The organism is Marivita sp. S0852 (genome assembly GCF_046591575.1).
Lineage (GTDB): Bacteria > Pseudomonadota > Alphaproteobacteria > Rhodobacterales > Rhodobacteraceae > Marivita.
The window spans coordinates 405,623-422,860 of sequence record NZ_JBIQWA010000005.1 but is presented as its reverse complement, the minus strand read 5'-3'; the positions used below and the strand labels follow the sequence as shown (position 1 = coordinate 422,860).

At 58.8% G+C, this 17,238-nt stretch carries 11 protein-coding genes; 1 reads left to right on the top strand and 10 read right to left on the bottom strand.

Annotation, left to right across the window (positions count from 1 at the left end; translation table 11 throughout):
• Positions 1-25: 25 nt before the first annotated feature.
• From ACG74X_RS13865 to ACG74X_RS13820, 10 genes are all read right to left on the bottom strand, one after another.
• Entirely contained in the window at positions 26-1,657 is a 1,632-nt protein-coding gene (locus ACG74X_RS13865) for an alpha-D-glucose phosphate-specific phosphoglucomutase (RefSeq protein ID WP_411235547.1), read from the bottom strand.
• Entirely contained in the window at positions 1,654-3,642 is a 1,989-nt protein-coding gene (malQ, locus tag ACG74X_RS13860) for a 4-alpha-glucanotransferase (RefSeq protein ID WP_411235545.1), read from the bottom strand. The genes ACG74X_RS13865 and malQ overlap by 4 nt, the downstream gene beginning before the upstream one ends.
• Positions 3,639-5,747: a glycogen debranching protein GlgX gene (glgX, locus tag ACG74X_RS13855; RefSeq protein WP_411235544.1), complete on the bottom strand. Its 2,109-nt coding sequence runs from the start codon at positions 5,745-5,747 to the stop codon at positions 3,639-3,641. Before glgX ends, malQ begins: the two co-directional genes overlap by 4 nt.
• Positions 5,744-7,180, bottom strand: coding sequence for a glycogen synthase GlgA (glgA, locus tag ACG74X_RS13850; RefSeq protein ID WP_411235543.1), 1,437 nt, complete (start codon positions 7,178-7,180; stop codon positions 5,744-5,746). The genes glgX and glgA overlap by 4 nt, the downstream gene beginning before the upstream one ends.
• 1 nt (position 7,181) lies before the next feature.
• Positions 7,182-8,441 (bottom strand): glucose-1-phosphate adenylyltransferase, encoded by a 1,260-nt coding sequence (gene glgC, locus ACG74X_RS13845; protein WP_411235542.1) that lies wholly within the window; start codon positions 8,439-8,441, stop codon positions 7,182-7,184.
• A gap of 24 nt (positions 8,442-8,465) precedes the next feature.
• Positions 8,466-10,670, bottom strand: a complete 2,205-nt coding sequence (glgB, locus tag ACG74X_RS13840) for a 1,4-alpha-glucan branching protein GlgB (RefSeq protein WP_411235541.1) — start codon at positions 10,668-10,670, stop codon at positions 8,466-8,468.
• The gene (locus ACG74X_RS13835) at positions 10,670-13,048 is read right to left on the bottom strand and encodes a glycogen/starch/alpha-glucan phosphorylase (protein ID WP_411235540.1); all 2,379 of its coding nucleotides are present in this window, start codon (positions 13,046-13,048) and stop codon (positions 10,670-10,672) included. The genes glgB and ACG74X_RS13835 overlap by 1 nt, the downstream gene beginning before the upstream one ends.
• 167 nt (positions 13,049-13,215) lie before the next feature.
• Positions 13,216-13,926 (bottom strand): GNAT family N-acetyltransferase, encoded by a 711-nt coding sequence (locus ACG74X_RS13830; protein WP_411235539.1) that lies wholly within the window; start codon positions 13,924-13,926, stop codon positions 13,216-13,218.
• Positions 13,923-15,311, bottom strand: a complete 1,389-nt coding sequence (locus tag ACG74X_RS13825) for an aspartate aminotransferase family protein (RefSeq protein WP_411235538.1) — start codon at positions 15,309-15,311, stop codon at positions 13,923-13,925. The genes ACG74X_RS13830 and ACG74X_RS13825 overlap by 4 nt, the downstream gene beginning before the upstream one ends.
• A 187-nt stretch (positions 15,312-15,498) precedes the next feature.
• On the bottom strand, positions 15,499-16,356 hold the full coding sequence (locus ACG74X_RS13820) for a zinc-ribbon domain-containing protein (RefSeq protein ID WP_411235537.1): 858 nt from the start codon (positions 16,354-16,356) through the stop codon (positions 15,499-15,501).
• 182 nt (positions 16,357-16,538) lie between these two features.
• Here ACG74X_RS13820 and ACG74X_RS13815 point away from each other — a divergent pair, with 182 nt between their 5' ends.
• On the top strand, positions 16,539-17,216 hold the full coding sequence (locus ACG74X_RS13815; protein ID WP_411235536.1) for a cell division ATP-binding protein FtsE: 678 nt from the start codon (positions 16,539-16,541) through the stop codon (positions 17,214-17,216).
• Positions 17,217-17,238 lie beyond the last annotated feature (22 nt).

Below are 17,238 nucleotides of genomic sequence, written 5' to 3'. Positions count from 1 at the left end.
CAGCGTACGGTCCGCCGCCGGGGCGTCAGGTCATCACATCCGGCGCGGTCCGCCCAGTGCGAAGGCGTAGTTCACTGATCCGGTCCACCGCAGTGGCGATGTCCTGCAAGGCGGTTTGGGGTTCAACATCAAGGTCTCCCTCTGGGCGTTCATATCGTTCCAGATAGACCCGAATTGTGGCACCTTCTGTACCGGTGCCGGACAACCGCAGAACCGCGCGCCCCCCACCCTCGAAAGTGATACGCAGCCCCTGATTGTGACTGACTGATCCATCGACAGGATCGTGATATGAAAACTGATCTGCCTGACGGATTTTGCACGATCCAAAAGTCTGGCCAGAAAGCTCCGGCAGGCGTGCTGTCAGATCTTCCATCAAAAGGCGCGCGATGTCGCTGTCAACCGCTTCGTAATCATGGCGGGAATAATAGTTGCGCCCATATGTGCTCCAATGATCCAGCAGGATTTCCCGGACCGACATTTTGCGAACCGCCAGAATGTTCAGCCACAGCAGAACCGCCCAAAGCCCATCTTTTTCTCGGACGTGATCGCTCCCTGTTCCGGCGCTTTCTTCTCCGCACAAGGTGACGCGCCCCGCATCAAGCAGGTTCCCGAAAAACTTCCAACCGGTCGGGGTTTCAAAGCAATCCACCCCCAAGGCGTCCGCCACGCGATCACAGGCTGCGCTGGTGGGCATCGACCGGGCCACACCCGCGATGCCGTTGGCGTAACCCGGGGCCAGATGCGCATTGGCCGCAAGAACGGCAAGGCTGTCAGACGGGGTGACGTAGACGCCTTTGCCCAGGATCATGTTACGATCCCCATCCCCGTCCGAGGCCGCAGCAAAATCGGGTCCATCCGTGGCCATCACCATGTCGACCAAAGGTTTGGCCCAGATCGGGTTTGGATCGGGATGGCCCTTGCCGAAATCCGGCAATGGCACCCCGTTCAAAACACTCCCTTTCGGCGCACCCAACTGATCTTCCAGAAGCGCCGTTGCATAAGGGCCGGTGACGGCGTGCATCGCATCAAAGCGAAGCGTCATACCACCGGCGATCATCGCGCGGATGGCGTCAAAATCAAACAATGTCTGCATAAGCTCCGCATAGTCCGCGACCGGATCGACGATCTCGACCGTCATGTCTCCAAGCAATGTATCGCCCAAGGTTTCAAGGTCGATGTCGGAGGTATCACAGGTTTTGTATTGGGTGATCGACGCGGTTTCGGAAAAGATGCGGTCGGTGATGCTTTCGGGGGCCGGACCGCCGTTTGATATGTTGTATTTCAATCCAAAATCCGCGTCGATCCCGCCGGGATTGTGACTGGCGGACAGGATCAATCCGCCATCTGCCTGCCGCTGCCGGATCAAGTTCGACGCCGCAGGTGTCGACAAAAGCCCGGATTGTCCGACAATCGCACGCGCAGCACCGTTGGCGGACGCCATGCGCAGAATGATTTGAATGGCCTCTGCGTTAAAGAAGCGTCCATCGCCCCCGATCACAAGCGTTTTGCCCGCCACGCCGTCAATGGCATTGAAAATCGACTGAACGAAACACTCAAGATATCCCGGTTGCATAAACACACGTGTTTTTTTCCGAAGCCCCGAGGTGCCGGGTTTTTGTCCCTCGAAAGGTGTGCAGTTTTGGCTCAGGATCGTCATGCAGAAACCTCCTTGGGGTCGTCGGTGTCATCTGTGCTTGGATGCAACTGTCGGTGCATGTTCATGGTCTGGGCAACGTCGCGCAGGGCCGCGTTTTGCCCCATGTCTTCCACGGCAATCGGAAGCCTGCGTCGCCAGTTCGGATGCGCGTCTATGGTGCCGGGCAGGTTCTGGGCTTCGACCTCGCCAAAGATGTCATCCATCTGAACCGAAACCAGCGCCGCCGGCGATTGTGCCAGGGCAGAGTGGATGTGACTGGACACCTCGGCGGCAGATGCGTCTGGTCGCAACCCGCAAACAGAGCGCAGGCTTTGGCGTTGGCGTGAACGATATGCATGGCGTTTCAGGCGATCTATGTCATTGAGCCAGCCAACCTTTTGCCACCAGTCAATATCTGTCCCGTGCCAAAACCCTTGAAGCGTCGGGGTGTCATGGGTTCCAAAACACGCCAGACTGAACCGGGGCAGGGCCGCCGCCGAATGAATTTCACCCGCGTCATTGGTTTCAAATTGCCAGACCGCGTAGCTGTACAGACCGGCAGAGTTCATCGTGTCCCGAAATCCATTTGGCACCAATCCAAGGTCTTCGCCGACAACACTGCAACCGGTCTGGTGCGCTTCGATCAGGATCACCGCCAAAAGCGAGTCAAAGGGCTGTTTGATATACCCCCCGGGACTGCCGTCATCGGGCAACCAGTAGCTGCGCAGCAATCCCAAAGCATGGTCGATGCGCAAAAGCCCGCAGGTCTGCATCAACCGCCTGAGCATCAAGCGAAGCGGCGCGTATTGCGCTTTGGCCAGCGGGCCGGGCGCATGTGCCGCAAGCGCCCAGGATTGGCCTTCGGGGCTCAGATGGTCAGGGGGGGCACCGATGGTCACACCTTTGGCAATTGTCGCGGCGTTCATCCAGACCTCGGCCCCTTCCGGGCGCGGGCCGACGGCCAGATCAAGGTAAAGACCCAACGCCATGCCGGAGTGTTTGGCGTCGCGCTGGGCTGCGTGAATTTGCGCAGAGGCGCGCCATTGCAGCCAAAGATGAAAATCTGCCCGTGGGCCTGCCGCTTTGACCACCGCCGTACCGGGAGATCGCAATGCAGTCGGCCAGGTGCGAAAGTCGTATCCATGCGTTTCGCTGATCGCTTCGAACTGCGCAAAATGATGGACGTCCTGCCCACAGGCCGCCTTCCACGCCTCGAATGTCGATCGAGCACCGCTGGTCTTGAACGCCTGATAGTCTTGCTCCAACCGTGGCCGGTGCTTTTTCCTGAACTCGGAATAATCAACACAGCGGTCGTTTGGCGTCGGCCCCAAGGACTGCGATGTCGCGATATGATCTGTGTTGAACATGCCGCGATGCGATGGGGAATAGGGGCTGATGATGGTGTCCATGGCCCAGCCCAAGGCATGCACGGGGTTGATGCCAAAGAACTGTGCGCCGAAACGGCCCAGCGTCTGCGTTGTCTTGCCAAGATCGGCATAATTTCCCAACCCGCCATTACTGGACGAGCGTAAACCATAAAGCGCACCAGTGCTGCCCCAACACGCCCGCGCAGTGCAGCGCGAAGCCAGATCTGGCGCACGATGCGGGCGCGACAGGATCAAAATGCGCGCATGGCCGTCAGCGTTTTTGATGTGCAGATTAAAGTAGCCCACCTTTAGCGCAGGCAGGGGGATCTGGTCCTCGGCGCGGCCGTCACACACAACCCTGCCCGCGTCATCAAGCAAAGACCAAGTGCAGGGAAAGGGCGTCGGGACGACTGCACTTTGTCCTGCGAACACGATCTTTTCCGAAGGTGGTGTTGCTGTGCATTGTGTTAGCGCATCGTCAATATCGCGCTGGGTTTCAATGTCGACACCCAGCGCTGTCAAAAGGGCTTTCAACGTGTCAGGAGACGCGACATGTCTGTGACCATGCAGGTCATGGAATTCCAGATGAATCCCATGCGCTTGCGCCAATGCGCGCAGCTTATCGTCCTGCGCGTTCATGGCTGATCATCCTGGGCGAGTGAAAACGCGCTGACAGACGCTGCCGGAACATGAACCTCGGGTGTGTCAATCCTGACCGGAACCTGCCGCGCAACCGAGCTGTCGATATGCCTATACCAAAGGCGTGGCAACCGATCCGGAAGATGAAGAACACCGTCCCGGTCGGACCGATTGAACGCCAGATATACTTCATCCTTTAGCGTCTTGCCCGCCGTGTCTTCGGCATTGCCGCGCAGCAATAGGCACAGTTGCGAAAGATCCGGTGCTGTCCAATTCAGTGCCGCACCCTGAAAATCCAGCCATTCCACATCTTTCTGCCCATCGGTGTCACGTATTGACCCGTGCAAAAAACGTGACTGGCGCAAGACCGGATGGGTCTTGCGAAACGCGGAAACCGCGGACGTGAACGCGATCAAGTCAGGGTCCAGTGTTGCCCAGTCAATCCAGCTGGCTTCGGTGTCTTGGCAATAGGTGTTGTTGTTGCCGTCTTGCGTGTTTCCGCCTTCATCCCCGGCCAACAGCATCGGTGTACCTTGTGACAGAAACACGGTGGCCAGCATATTGCGCTGTCGTCTTGCGCGCGCTGCGATCACATCGGGATTGTCGCTCTGTCCCTCGACACCGAAATTGTCGCTGTAGTTGGCGTGGTGCCCGTCTTGATTGTTTTCTCCATTGGCCAGATTGTGTCGGGCCACATAGCGGGTGGTGTCCGCCAGGGTGAAACCGTCATGCGACGCGGCATAGTTCACCGATGACCAGACGCGGCGACCGTGATGGTCAAACACCCGTGCCGTGCCCAAAAGCGCCGATCCAAGGTCTTGGGCACCGTGATCATCGCCGCGCCAGAACCGGCGCACCGTGTCGCGGTATTCATCATTCCATTCGGCCCATTTTGCCGGAAAGTTGCCAAGCTGATATCCGTCAGGCCCGATATCCCACGGTTCTGCGATCAGTTTCACCTCAGACAAAACTGGGTCTTGCCGCACTGCGTTCAGAAATCCGCTATGGCGGTCAAACCCCTGTGCCGTGCGCCCAAGCGTTGTCGCCAGATCAAAGCGAAACCCGTCTATCCCGGTGGCCTGAACCCAAAATCGCAGACTGTCCAGGATCATGCGGGTCACAAATGGATGCCCGACATTCAGGGTATTCCCGCAGCCTGTATCATTCACATAATAGCGCGGGTTGTCATCCTGAAGCCGGTAATAGGCAGCATTGTCGAGCCCCCGGAACGACAGCGTTGGCCCAAGGTGATCTCCCTCGGCAGAGTGGTTGTAGACCACATCCAGAATAACCTCGATCCCGGCCGCGTGAAACCGATCCACCATCGCGCGAAAGCCGGTGATCCCGGCCGGTCCGAAATATCGCGGCTCTGGCGCAAAGAAACCTACCGTGTTGTAGCCCCAATAGTTGGTCAATCCACGCGCGCGCAGTGCGCCTTCGGATTTGACCGTCTGCACCGGAAGCAGTTCGATTGCCGTGATGCCCAGCTTGGTCAGATGCTCCAGCACCGCAGGAGTGGCCAATCCGTCAAAGGTGCCCCGCAGGGGTTCTGTGATATCGGGGTGCATTTTGGTCAGCCCTTTGACATGGGCTTCGTAAATCACCGTATCCTCCCACGAACGGCACAGGGGCTGGCCGTCCATCGCGAACAGATCAGGGTCGGACACCACTGATTTGGCCACATAGGGCGCGCTGTCCCGATCATCGAACGACATGTCTGCGTCCAGGCTAACGCTCTGATAGCCAAATGTCGCGGAGTTGTCGGTAAACACCCCGAAAAATTCGCGCGTATAAGGGTCGATCAAGAGCTTGTTGGGGTTGAAACGATGCCCTTGCTCTGGCGCATAGGGGCCTGCCGCACGATACCCGTATCGCGCGCCGGGTTTCAGGTCAGGCACATAGCCATGCCACACAGCACCCGTGCGTTCGGGCAAGGGGATGCGCAGCACCTCTTTGGTGCCGTCTGGCGAGAAAAGGCACAAAAACACCTGATCGGCGTTTTCGGAAAACACGGCGAAATTGGTGCCCCCACCGTCGTAATGCGCTCCCAGCCGTGTTGGGCTGCCGCGTTCCAATCGGGGTGAAATCGCCGGGGCTTCCTTCATCTGACAAGGTCAGCATAAAGGTCGCGATACGCCTTGGCTGAGCTGTCCCAGCCCACAGGATGGCGCATGGCGGCCCGTTGTATCATTTGCCACAACGACGTGTCGGCATACGCATCGACAACCCGATCAATCGCATCGGTTAATCCGGACTTTGACACATCGTCAAAGACAAAGCCTGTGGCCGTCTTCGCCACAATTGCAGCGACATTGGCATCAATGATCGTATCAGCCAGCCCCCCGGTGCGTGCAACCACAGGCACTGTGCCATAGCGCAACCCGTATAGCTGTGTGAGGCCGCATGGTTCAAAGCGCGATGGGATCAGGATGGCATCGCTGCCGCCCTGAAGCAGATGCGACAAGCCTTCGTCATATCCGATATAGGTGGCCACCCGCCCCGGATGTGCCACCGCCGCGCGTTCAAATCCCTGTTCCAGTTCCGGCTCACCGCTTCCCAAAACGGCAAGCTGCGCACCGCGCTCGACCAGATGCGGAACGGCCTCCAGCAACGCGTCGAGCCCCTTTTGACTGGTCAACCGGCTGATCACACAAAACAGCGGCCCGGTTTGGCCCGCGTCCAAACCTAGTCGGGCGCAGATCTCGGCCCGGTTCTGCGCTTTGCGTTTCAGGCTTTTCGCGTCATAGGTCTGCACAAGGGCCGCATCGTCCGCCGGGTTCCAGACATCCGTGTCGATCCCGTTCAGCAATCCGCTCAGCACATCCGCCCGCGCGCGCAGCACACCGTCCAGCCCCATGCCGAACTCCGGCGTCAGGATCTCGCGCGCATAGGTCGGGCTGACGGTTGTGATCCGATCCGCATACATCAGCGCGCCTTTCAGCATGCTCAGATCGCCGTGAAACTCCAGCCCCTCGGGATGGAACCAGTCGGTTTTCAGATGCAGTTGGCCCAGCACATGCGACCCGTAGCGCCCCTGAAATGCGATGTTGTGGATCGTGATGATTGCCGGTGGCGATGCGTGCCCCGCCATCCTTAGATACACAGGCGCAAGGGCCGCTTGCCAGTCATGCGCGTGCAGGACATCGGGCGCATAGCCGTCAATTGCGCCTTGGCACACCCGCGCCGCCGCCATCGACAAGGCGGCAAAGCGAAGATGGTTGTCGCTCCAATCCGCGCCGGTCTCGTCCAGATAGGGGCCGCCGGGCCGGTCGAACAATTGTGGCGCATCCAGCAGCGATAGGGTCACGCCCTGCGCCGTTACCCGGACCAGCCGTCCCCCGCCACCCGGCAGATCGTCAAACCGGGCCACCTCCTGCCCCTTGGGCAGCAACGGAAACAGCGCGGGATAGGCCGGAAGCATCACCTGCGCATCGACGCCCAACGGCGCAAGCGCCGACGGCAAGGCCCCCACCACATCGGCCAACCCCCCCGTTTTCACGAAAGGCGCGCATTCCGAAGCCACCATCAAGACTTGCATATCAGCCGTCCAGTTTATCAATCATATCTTGCGTGATCAGACAAACCCCGTTTTCGGACCGCCGAAAGCGCTGGGCATCCAGTTTGGGATCTTCGCCCACAACCAACCCGTCGGGGATTTTCACCCCGCGATCCAGCACCACGTTTTTCAGATAGGCGCGACGTCCCACCTCGGCATAGGGCAGGGCGACAACGCCCTCAAGCTGGGAATAGGAATGGGTTTTCACCCCGGTGAACAGCAAACACCGATAAAGCGACGAGCCGGAGATAATGCATCCCCCCGACACCATCGACGACACGGCTTGCCCGCGCCGACCTTCTTCGTTGTGAATAAACTTGGCCGGGGGCACGAGTTCGGAATAGGTCCAGATCGGCCAGTCCGTGGCATAAATATCCAGTTCGGGTTCGAAATCGGTCAGGTCGATATTGGCCTGCCAATAGGCGTCAATCGTGCCCACATCGCGCCAATAGGGTTCGGTCTCAAGCCCGGACATGACACAGGACCGGCTGAACGGATGCGCCCGCGCACCACCGGTCGCAACGATATCGGGGATGATGTCCTTGCCGAAATCATTGTCCGACTCGGGGTTCTCCGCGTCTTTCTGCAGAACCTCGTACAGGTACTCTGCCTCGAACACGTAAATCCCCATGCTGGCCAGCGATTTCGTGTCGTCACCGGGCATGGTCGGCGGCTCGGCTGGCTTTTCCACGAACTCAAGGATCTTGTCATTGTCATCCACATGCATGACGCCAAAGCCCTTGGCCTCTTCGCGCGGCACGGCGATACAGCCGACAGTGACGTTGGCACCCGACCGGACATGTTCCTCAATCATGAAGGAATAGTCCTGCTTGTAGATGTGGTCACCCGCCAGGATAAGAACGTATTTGGGGCCGTAGCCGCGAATGATCTCGATATTCTGGGTGACCGCATCAGCGGTGCCCTTGTACCAGTTGTCCTCATTAAGCTGCTGCGACGCAGGCAGGATATCCAGCGACTCGTTACGTTCGGCGCGAAAAAAGCTCCAGCCGCGCTGGATGTGGCGGATCAGGCTGTGCGCCTTGTACTGCGTCGCCACACCAATGCGCCGGATGCCGGAATTGACGGCGTTGGACAGCGCAAAGTCTATGATCCGCGTCTTGCCACCAAAATACACCGCAGGTTTCGCGCGGATGTCCGTCATTTCTTTCAGACGACTGCCGCGTCCCCCTGCCAGAATGAAAGCCATGGATTGCTGCGCGAGGCTAAATCTGTCTTCTCTCATGTCGTGCTCCCCCAAGTCTTTTGTTCAGTTGAGTGCCAACTGAAAGAAAACCGTTGCCAATGGTGGCACCGTGATCTCGATCGCATGCGAACAGCCATGCATCGAGATCGGTTTCGCCTCGGCCCCGCCCGGCGTTCCGGTGTCCGTACCGCCATAGATCGCGGCGTCGGTGTTCAGTTTTTCGTCCCAATGCCCAGCTTCGGGCACGCCAATGCTGTAATTCGTGCGCGGCACAGGTGTGAAGTTGGACACCACCAGAACCGGCGCGCTGCCGTCCTGGCCGGAACGTAGCCATGAAAACACCGACTCCGCCGAATTGCCGCCGTCGATCCAGCGGAACCCGTCTTCCTTGCAGTCTTTTTCGTACAGTGCGGGTGTTGAAACGTACAAATGGTTCAGATCGCGCACCAGCGCCTGCATCCCCCGATGCGGCGCGTGGTCCAGCAGGTGCCAGTCCAGACTGGTCTCGTTGTTCCATTCCTGCCCTTGGGCAAATTCGCATCCCATGAAGAGCAGCTTCTTGCCCGGATGCCCCCACATGAACCCGTAATAGGCCCGCAGGTTCGCAAAGCGCTGCCAGTCGTCACCGGGCATCTTGCCCAGCATCGACCCTTTGCCATGCACAACCTCGTCATGGGAAATCGGCAGGATGAAGTTCTCGGAAAACGCGTAGTGCAGGCCGAAGGTCATCTTGTCGTGGTGGTATTTCCGGTTGATCGGGTCTTCGGCCATATAGCGCAGGGTGTCGTTCATCCACCCCATGTTCCACTTGAACCCAAAGCCCAACCCCCCCGCATCGGTCGGCGCGCTGACGCCGGGAAAGGCGGTGCTTTCCTCGGCGGCTGTCAGGATGCTGTCATCGGCCCCATACACGGCTTCGTTCATGCGTTGCATGAACGCGATGGCCTCTAGGTTTTCACGGCCGCCGTGCTTGTTGGGCACCCATTCGCCCTCTTGGCGCGAATAATCGCGGTAAAGCATGGACGCCACGGCATCGACGCGCAGACCGTCGATGTGGTATTCCTTAAACCAGAACAGCGCGTTGGCGATCAGGAAGTTCTGCACTTCCGTCCGGCCATAGTTGTAGACCAGCGTGTTCCAGTCCGGATGGAAGCCTTCTTTTGGGTTAGCATGTTCATAAAGTGGCGTGCCATCGAACCGGCCCAGCCCGTGTGGGTCGGTTGGGAAATGCCCCGGCACCCAGTCGATGATCAGGCCCAGACCGGCGGTATGGCAGGCATCCACAAACGCGCGGAAATCCTCCGGCGTGCCAAAGCGCGATGTCGGGGCAAACAGACCCACGGGCTGATACCCCCACGACCCGCCGAACGGGTATTCGGACACAGGCGTGAGTTCGATATGGGTAAAGCCCATGTTTTTGGCATAGCTGACCAATTGATCCGCGTGTTCGCGGTAGGTCAGAGGTCGGTTGCCATCCTCGGGCACACGCCGCCAGCTTTCCAGATGCACCTCGTAGATAGAGATCGGCTGGTCGATCTTTTGTTTTGCACCACGCTTCGACAGCCAGCCAGCGTCAGACCAATCGTATCCGCGCAGGTCGCGCACAACCGAGGCTGTCTTGGGCGGCACTTCCGCGCCAAACCCAACAGGATCAGCTTTCAAAGGCAGCAGATTTCCCGCGCTATCCAGAATTTCATATTTGTAAACCGTACCGTCCTGAAGACCTGGCATGAAAATCTCGTGCACACCGGTCGCACCACGGCGGCGCATGATGTGGCGGCGTCCGTCCCAATCGTTGAAATCCCCAACCACAGACACCCGCGACGCATTCGGGGCCCAGACGGCGAAATGTGTGCCATTGACGCCCTCATGCGTGCAAACATGCGCGCCCAAGGCGTTCCAAAGCTTCGAATGCGTGCCTTCGCCCAGCAAATATTCGTCCAACTCGCCCATCTTGGGGCCAAAGGCATAGGCGTCCTGCTCTTCCCAACTCTCGGTACCGCGCGTCATGCGCAAATGGTAGGCAAAGCGTTTCTTGCGGCGTGGGATCAAGCCAGCATAGACTCCATCCGCAACCATATCCAAAGCGGCGATTTTGCGGCCTGTTTTGGTGTCCAGAACCTCAACACCATCCACGCCGGGGCGCATGATGCGCACCGTCAGTTTGCCGTCCACCTCGTGCAGCCCAAGCACCGAAAACGGATCACTGTGCTGGCCCTGGGCAATCGCTTGCGCGGTATCAGAGTCAAGGGCGGCGGGTCCGGTCATCACGCAGATTTCTCAAGTTTGGGGGATGTCAGGCTATGCACATTCCAGATGTCGCGCGCGTAGCCCTGAATGGTGCGGTCGGAGGAAAACCAACCCATGCTAGCGGTGTTCGCAATAGCCATCGACGCCCAGTTCTGTGTGTTACGATAAGCGATATCGACGCGGCGCTGCGTGTCGAAATAGCTGTCGAAATCGCAGGTCACGAGGAAATAGTCATGGTCATAGAGCATCCCCACAAGGCCATGATAGCGGCTTGGGTCATGTGGCGCAAAGCGGCCCTCGGCAATCTGGCCCAACACGCGCTGCAACCGCGGGCTGGCCTCAATCGCGGCGCGGGCAAAGCCGTGATGTGTGCGGCGCTCCATCACCTCGGCGGCGGTCAGACCAAACAGGAAGAAGTTCTCGGACCCGACATGTTCACGGATTTCCACATTCGCACCGTCCAGCGTGCCAATGGTCAGCGCGCCGTTCAGGGCAAATTTCATATTGCCGGTGCCGGACGCTTCCTTGCCCGCGGTCGAGATCTGCTCTGACAAATCCGCCGCCGGGATCAGGCGTTCGGCCATCGTGACGTTGTAGTTCGGCGGGTAGACGATTTTGAGCATATCGCCCGTCACCTCATCCGCATTGATCACACTGGCCACGTCATTGATCAGGCGGATGATGTCCTTGGCCACGAAATATCCAGGCGCAGCCTTGCCGCCAAAGATTTTGACCCGAGGGGTCCAGTTTGCGTTCGGATTGTCGCGCATGTCATTCCACAACGCGACGGTTTCCAGAAGGTTCATCAACTGCCGTTTGTATTCGTGAATACGCTTGATCTGCACATCGAACATCGCGTCGGGGTTCAGGGTCACGCCGATAGTCTCCCCGATCCAATTCGACAGCGTCACCTTGTTCGCGCGCTTGGCGGCGCTGAACGCATCGACAAACCCGGCATCGCCGCGTTTCGCCTTGAGCGCGGACAACTGCTCTAGGTCTGTCACCCACCCGTCGCCGATCTGGTCGTTGATCACGTTGCGCAAGGCGGGGTTGCAGCCATGCAACCACCGACGCGGGGTGATGCCGTTGGTCTGGTTGATGATCCGCGTCGGGTGGATGCGGTGCAGGTCGGCAAACACTGTTTCCTTGACCAGTTCGGTGTGCAGCGCGGAGACACCGTTCACCTTATGCGCCATCACAAAGGCCAGTTCGCCCATGCGCACATCGCCATGTTCAAGGATGCGCGGGCTGTTCGGAAATTCGGTTTGATGCGCATGTTCAATCGCTCGGATGATCTCCATGTGACGCGGCAGGATGCGCCCCATCAGATGCTCGCTCCACCGCTCAAGAGCCTCGGGCAGAAGCGTGTGGTTGGTGTAGGACAGGCAGCGGCAGGCCAGGTCTATTGCCTCGTCCATCGCCAGCCCGTGGTCATCCACCAACAACCGCACAAGCTCTGGCCCCGCAATCGCTGGGTGCGTGTCGTTCAACTGGATCGCAACAAAATCCGGCAGGGCACGGATGTCGTCATGGTCGCGCAAGTAGCGGCGGACCAGATCCATCAGCGATGCAGCGGTGAAGAAGTATTCCTGTTTGAGCCGCAGTTCCTTGCCGCTCTCGGTGGTGTCATCGGGGTACAACACCCGGCTGATGGTGCGGGCCAAGGCCTCGGACCGACCGGCGGCAAGGTAATCGCCCCGGTTAAAGCTTTCGAGGTCAAACTCATTCGACGGCTCTGCCGCCCACAGGCGCAAGGTGTTGCCCCACATGCCTCTCCAGCCAACAACTGGCGTGTCATAGGCCGTGGCCATCACCACTTCGGTGGGATGCCAATAGGCCTTGCCTTCGTGATGGTCGACATGCCCGCCAAACCCGATGCTGTACTGCGATTCCGGGCGTTCGAATTCCCACGCATGGCGTTGTGTCAACCATGTCTCTGGCTTTTCCACCTGCTGTCCCTGCGCAAAGCTTTGTTCAAAAAGCCCGTGTTCATAGCGGATGCCATAGCCGAACGCCGGGATGCCCAGCGTTGCCAGCGAGTCTATGAAACATGCGGCCAACCGGCCCAACCCGCCATTGCCCAAGGCGGCGTCCGGTTCGTCATGCACAATCGTGTCGTAATCCTGCCCCAGCTCTTCCATCGCTTTGCGCGCGGTGTCTTCCAGGCCCAGGTTCGAGATCATGTCTTCGATCAAACGCCCGATCAGGAATTCCATCGACAGGTAATACACCCGCTTGGGTGACGCCGCGTAGGTTTCCTTGGTCGAGCGAAACCACGTTTCGACCATCTCGTCCCGCAGCACCAAAGACAGCGCGATGCGCCAGTCATAGACAGACGCGTTCTCGGCGTCCTTGCCTTGCGAGTATTTCAGGCGGTTCAGAATGTCGGTTTTCATGGGGTTCCACAGATTTCGATAGCGCTAACGAAAATGCATATACGCGAAGTCGGTCGTTTTGCCATTGCTAGCGCAAAACTTTACGCGCGTAAAGTTTTTATGGAAAAGGTGTGTTTTCACTTTGCCAAGCCGCATTTTTGAACGCTCTCAGGACTTTGCTGTGATTGTTAGGCGGTTTTCAACGGTTTGATTTGTGTTCCGGCCGCATCAAAATTGTCTCGGGACAGCCAATTTTCGAAGCGTGTTTTCAACTTTGGCCACTCGCAATCAAGAATCGAATACCATGCAGTGTCCCGATTGCGGCCCTTGTAATGCGTCGCTTGCCGGAACGTGCCCTCGTAGGTAAAGCCCAAACGCTCTGCTGCTCGGCGGGACGGCGCATTCAACGCGTCGCATTTCCATTCATACCGGCGATACCCCAGTTCATCGAACGCGCGCGCCATCATGAGGTACTGAAATTCGGTTGCGGCAACGGTCCGCTGTAAACGCGGGGACAGGTTGATGAACCCAATTTCGATTGTCGCACTGGCAGGGGTGATCCGCAGGTAGCTAGCGTGACCGATGGCCTGACCATCCACCACGATGGCATGCATCAGCGGATCATCCCTTTTCCGGGCCTTGGACACCCAGTCGCGGAACGCCGCGCGGTCGTGGTAGGGGCCATTCGGCAGATAGGTCCAGATCCGGTCTTCGACGTCGTCCTGAAAGGCCTCGTACAGCGCATCGGCATGTGTGTCCGCCAACGGCTCTACCGTACACACACGCCCTACCATTGGCGTGCGCGGTGGCACGGGGCGCGGGGTGCAATCGGCAAGCGCCAGGCCGATGGGTTGGCCCAGCGCATTCAAGCGCTGGCCCGTGATCAAGGGGTCATTCACCCAAATTCGCGCCCAAGTGCTTCGTCCACGGACGAGATGATCTGGTTGATGTCATCCTTGGTGGCGATCAGCGCAGGGCTGAAGCACAGCGTGTTGTTGTAGCCCGGCAGCGACCGGTTGGTTGCGCCAATGACAACACCCTGCGCCATGCAGTCGCCGACAACCGCGGCGACCCGCTTTTCCTCCATCGGTGCGCGGGTGTCGCGATCCTTGACCAGCTCGGCACCAAGGAACAGACCCTTGCCGCGCACATCGCCAATGACGGCGTGTTTGTCGGCCAGTGCGTGCAACTGATCAAGCATATAAGCGCCCATGTTGGTGGTGTTTTCCAGCAGACCCTCGTCTTCGATGATGCGCATGTTCTCAAGCGCCGCGGCCGGACCGGCGGTGCAGCCGCCAAAAGTCGAGATATCGCGGAAATAGTTCATCGGATCGTCTGCATCGTCCTTGAACATCGAAAACACGTCTTCGGTGGTGACCATGCAGGCAATCGCGGCATAGCCCGATGCGACGCCCTTGGCCATTGTCACCATGTCCGGCTGAACACCGTAGTGCTGGTAGCCGAACCATGTGCCGGTGCGGCCGATGCCACAGACCACTTCGTCGATATGCAACAGAATGTCGTACTTGCGACAAATCTCTTGCACGCGGTCCCAGTAGCCCTGCGGCGGGGGGATGACGCCGCCACCGGCTGTTACCGGCTCGAGACACAGAGCACCCACGGTGTCGGGGCCTTCGCGCAGGATCACCTGTTCGATCTGTTCGGCGGCCCATTCGCCGTAATTCTCGGTCGGCGCGCCCTGATCGCCCGCGCGGTATTCAAGGCAATGCGGCACGCGCACGAAACCCGGCGTGTAGGGGCCATACTGCGCGTTGCGCTCGTCCTGACCGCCTGCGGACAGGTTGGTAATGGTCGTGCCGTGATAATCGCGGTCACGGTAGAGGATCTTGTACTTCTTACCGCCATAACGCTTATGCGCGATCTGGCGGACCATCTTGAAGGCCTTTTCGTTCGCTTCCGAGCCGGAGTTGGTGAAATAGACGCGGCTCATGCCCGGCATCTTGGAGATCAGCTTTTCCGAGAACAGCGCACCGGGGATCGACCCGGCGGAACCGGCAAAATAGTTCAGCTTTAGCAACTGGTCATAGACCGCCTTGGCGATGCTCTCGCGGCCATAGCCCACGTTCACCGTCCAGACACCACCGGACACGGCATCCAAATGCTCTTTGCCCTTTTGGTCCCAGACGCGCATGCCTTTGCCTTCGACAATGATGCGCGGATCGTTCGTTTCAAACGGCTTGTGCTGGGTCAGGTGGTGCCAGACATGCGCGCGGTCGGCTTCGACCACGTGGCTGAGATCGTTTTGGGATAGGGTCCCGTCCATGGCTGTCGCCTCCATATGAGAATCACTGCAGACCTGGTGCGAAGCCCGCCCCGGTTTGAACGTATCTTGATGAGAACATGTCAGAACCGTTAGGGCCAGATATATCTGAACCATAGGTCCAAAGGTACGACGTTCAAAAATGGCACGTGACCGGCGTTAGCCGTGACAAGGCGCGGACTGTCGAAGGTTACGATTGCTCTGTCGGCACGGCCTCAGGTGTTTCGCCCGAATTTGTGCCCAGAATATTGGCGATCTGATTGTCGAGCCAGTTTCGCAGTTGATCCACAAACGCGACATAGCTGTCCATGGGGCCTTTCAGAAGGGCGACCGCATCCCCCATCTGGGGCGCGAAAACATACAGTGACGCAGCAATCGCAAAGATCACAACAACAAAGATGAACCCGCGGCCAAAGCTGCCGCTGTCATCATCGTCATCTTCCAAATCAGCCTGAACTGATCGCAGGTCGCGGCGTTCGGTCGAGGCGCGCAGCGTTTGATTGATTTCATCAATATCCGGCAGCATCTCGCCACGCGATTGGGGGCGGTCCGGCACGGGCGAAGCGGCTGCACCTGCGGCGGTCTCGGGCTCTTGGCCGCGCAGCTGACGCATCCGGTCCTGGGCTTGACGCGCGCGCTTGGCGGCGGCGTCTTCGGGTTCCTGCAAGCCAAGATCGGGTTGTTCTTCCAACGTTCCGGCATTGGCTTCGCGCGCGCGGCTTTCCAACTCGGCCTCTTCGCGCAGAATGTCGGCCACCGCCGGATCAAGCTCCCGGCGTTTTGGGGGCTTGGGGGTGGGCGTCTCACCCGGTGATGCGGCTTGATTGACTGATGGCCCGTCTGCGGCGTCGGTATCGACTTCTGGATGCCAGACCGCATCTTTGGGAGCTGCCGCAGCCGCCGCCAAAGCCTCGGGGGTGTTTTCGGTGTCCTTCGCCTGAAACCAGGTGTTTCCACAATTGGAACATTGCACATCCCGACCTTCATCGGGAATGACATCTTCCGGGACTTCGTACTGTGCCCCGCAGCTTGGACATGTCAGCCGCATATTGCCTGTCGCCCCCGTTTGGCTGCTCCCGATTTTACGGTCTGCCTGTGTTCCTCATCCGTGCAAATAGCATAGGCGCGCCGATCTGCTTGTAAAACCCCATTGTATGGCGTCGGTCGCATTGAAACCGGCACGATGCTCAGGCACAACAGCCACAAACCAAGGGCAGGGGCAATACCGCCGTGATCGAGCTTGAAAATGTCGCATACTCTTATGGCGGGGGCGAATTGCTGTCCGACATCAATCTGACCGTGTCACCGGGATCTTTTCATTTCCTGACCGGTCCATCGGGATCTGGCAAAACCACATTTCTAAAACTGTGTTACGGCGCGCTTCAGGCAACTGCCGGGCATGTACGGTTGTTCGATCGTGATGTCCGCAGCCTTGGGCGTGACGATATCGCGCTGTTGCGCCGAAAAGTGGGAGTGGTTCATCAGGATTGCAAATTTCTTGATCATTTGCCGGTAACGGAAAACGTTGCATTGCCTCTGACGGTCTCGGGTCAGGACGTGGCGTTTGCAGAGGCAAACCTCAAAGAGCTGCTGGAATGGGTGGGCTTGACACAGCGCGCAGATGCGCTGCCGCCTGAATTGTCCGGCGGAGAGCGTCAACGCGCGGCACTGGCGCGGGCGGTTATCATGTCGCCGGATGTGGTGTTGGCGGATGAACCCACCGGAAATATCGACTGGGAGATGTCGACACGGCTTTTGACCTTGCTGGTTGAGCTGAACAGAATGGGCAAAACCATTCTGTTTGCGACACATGACCTAAGTCTGATCCGCGCCGCCAAGGCGCAGGTGCAGACGCGTGTCTTGCGGATCTCGAACAAGCGATTGCAAACCGCGGGGGCGGATCTGTGAAGTTTGATCCCCGCGCGACGGC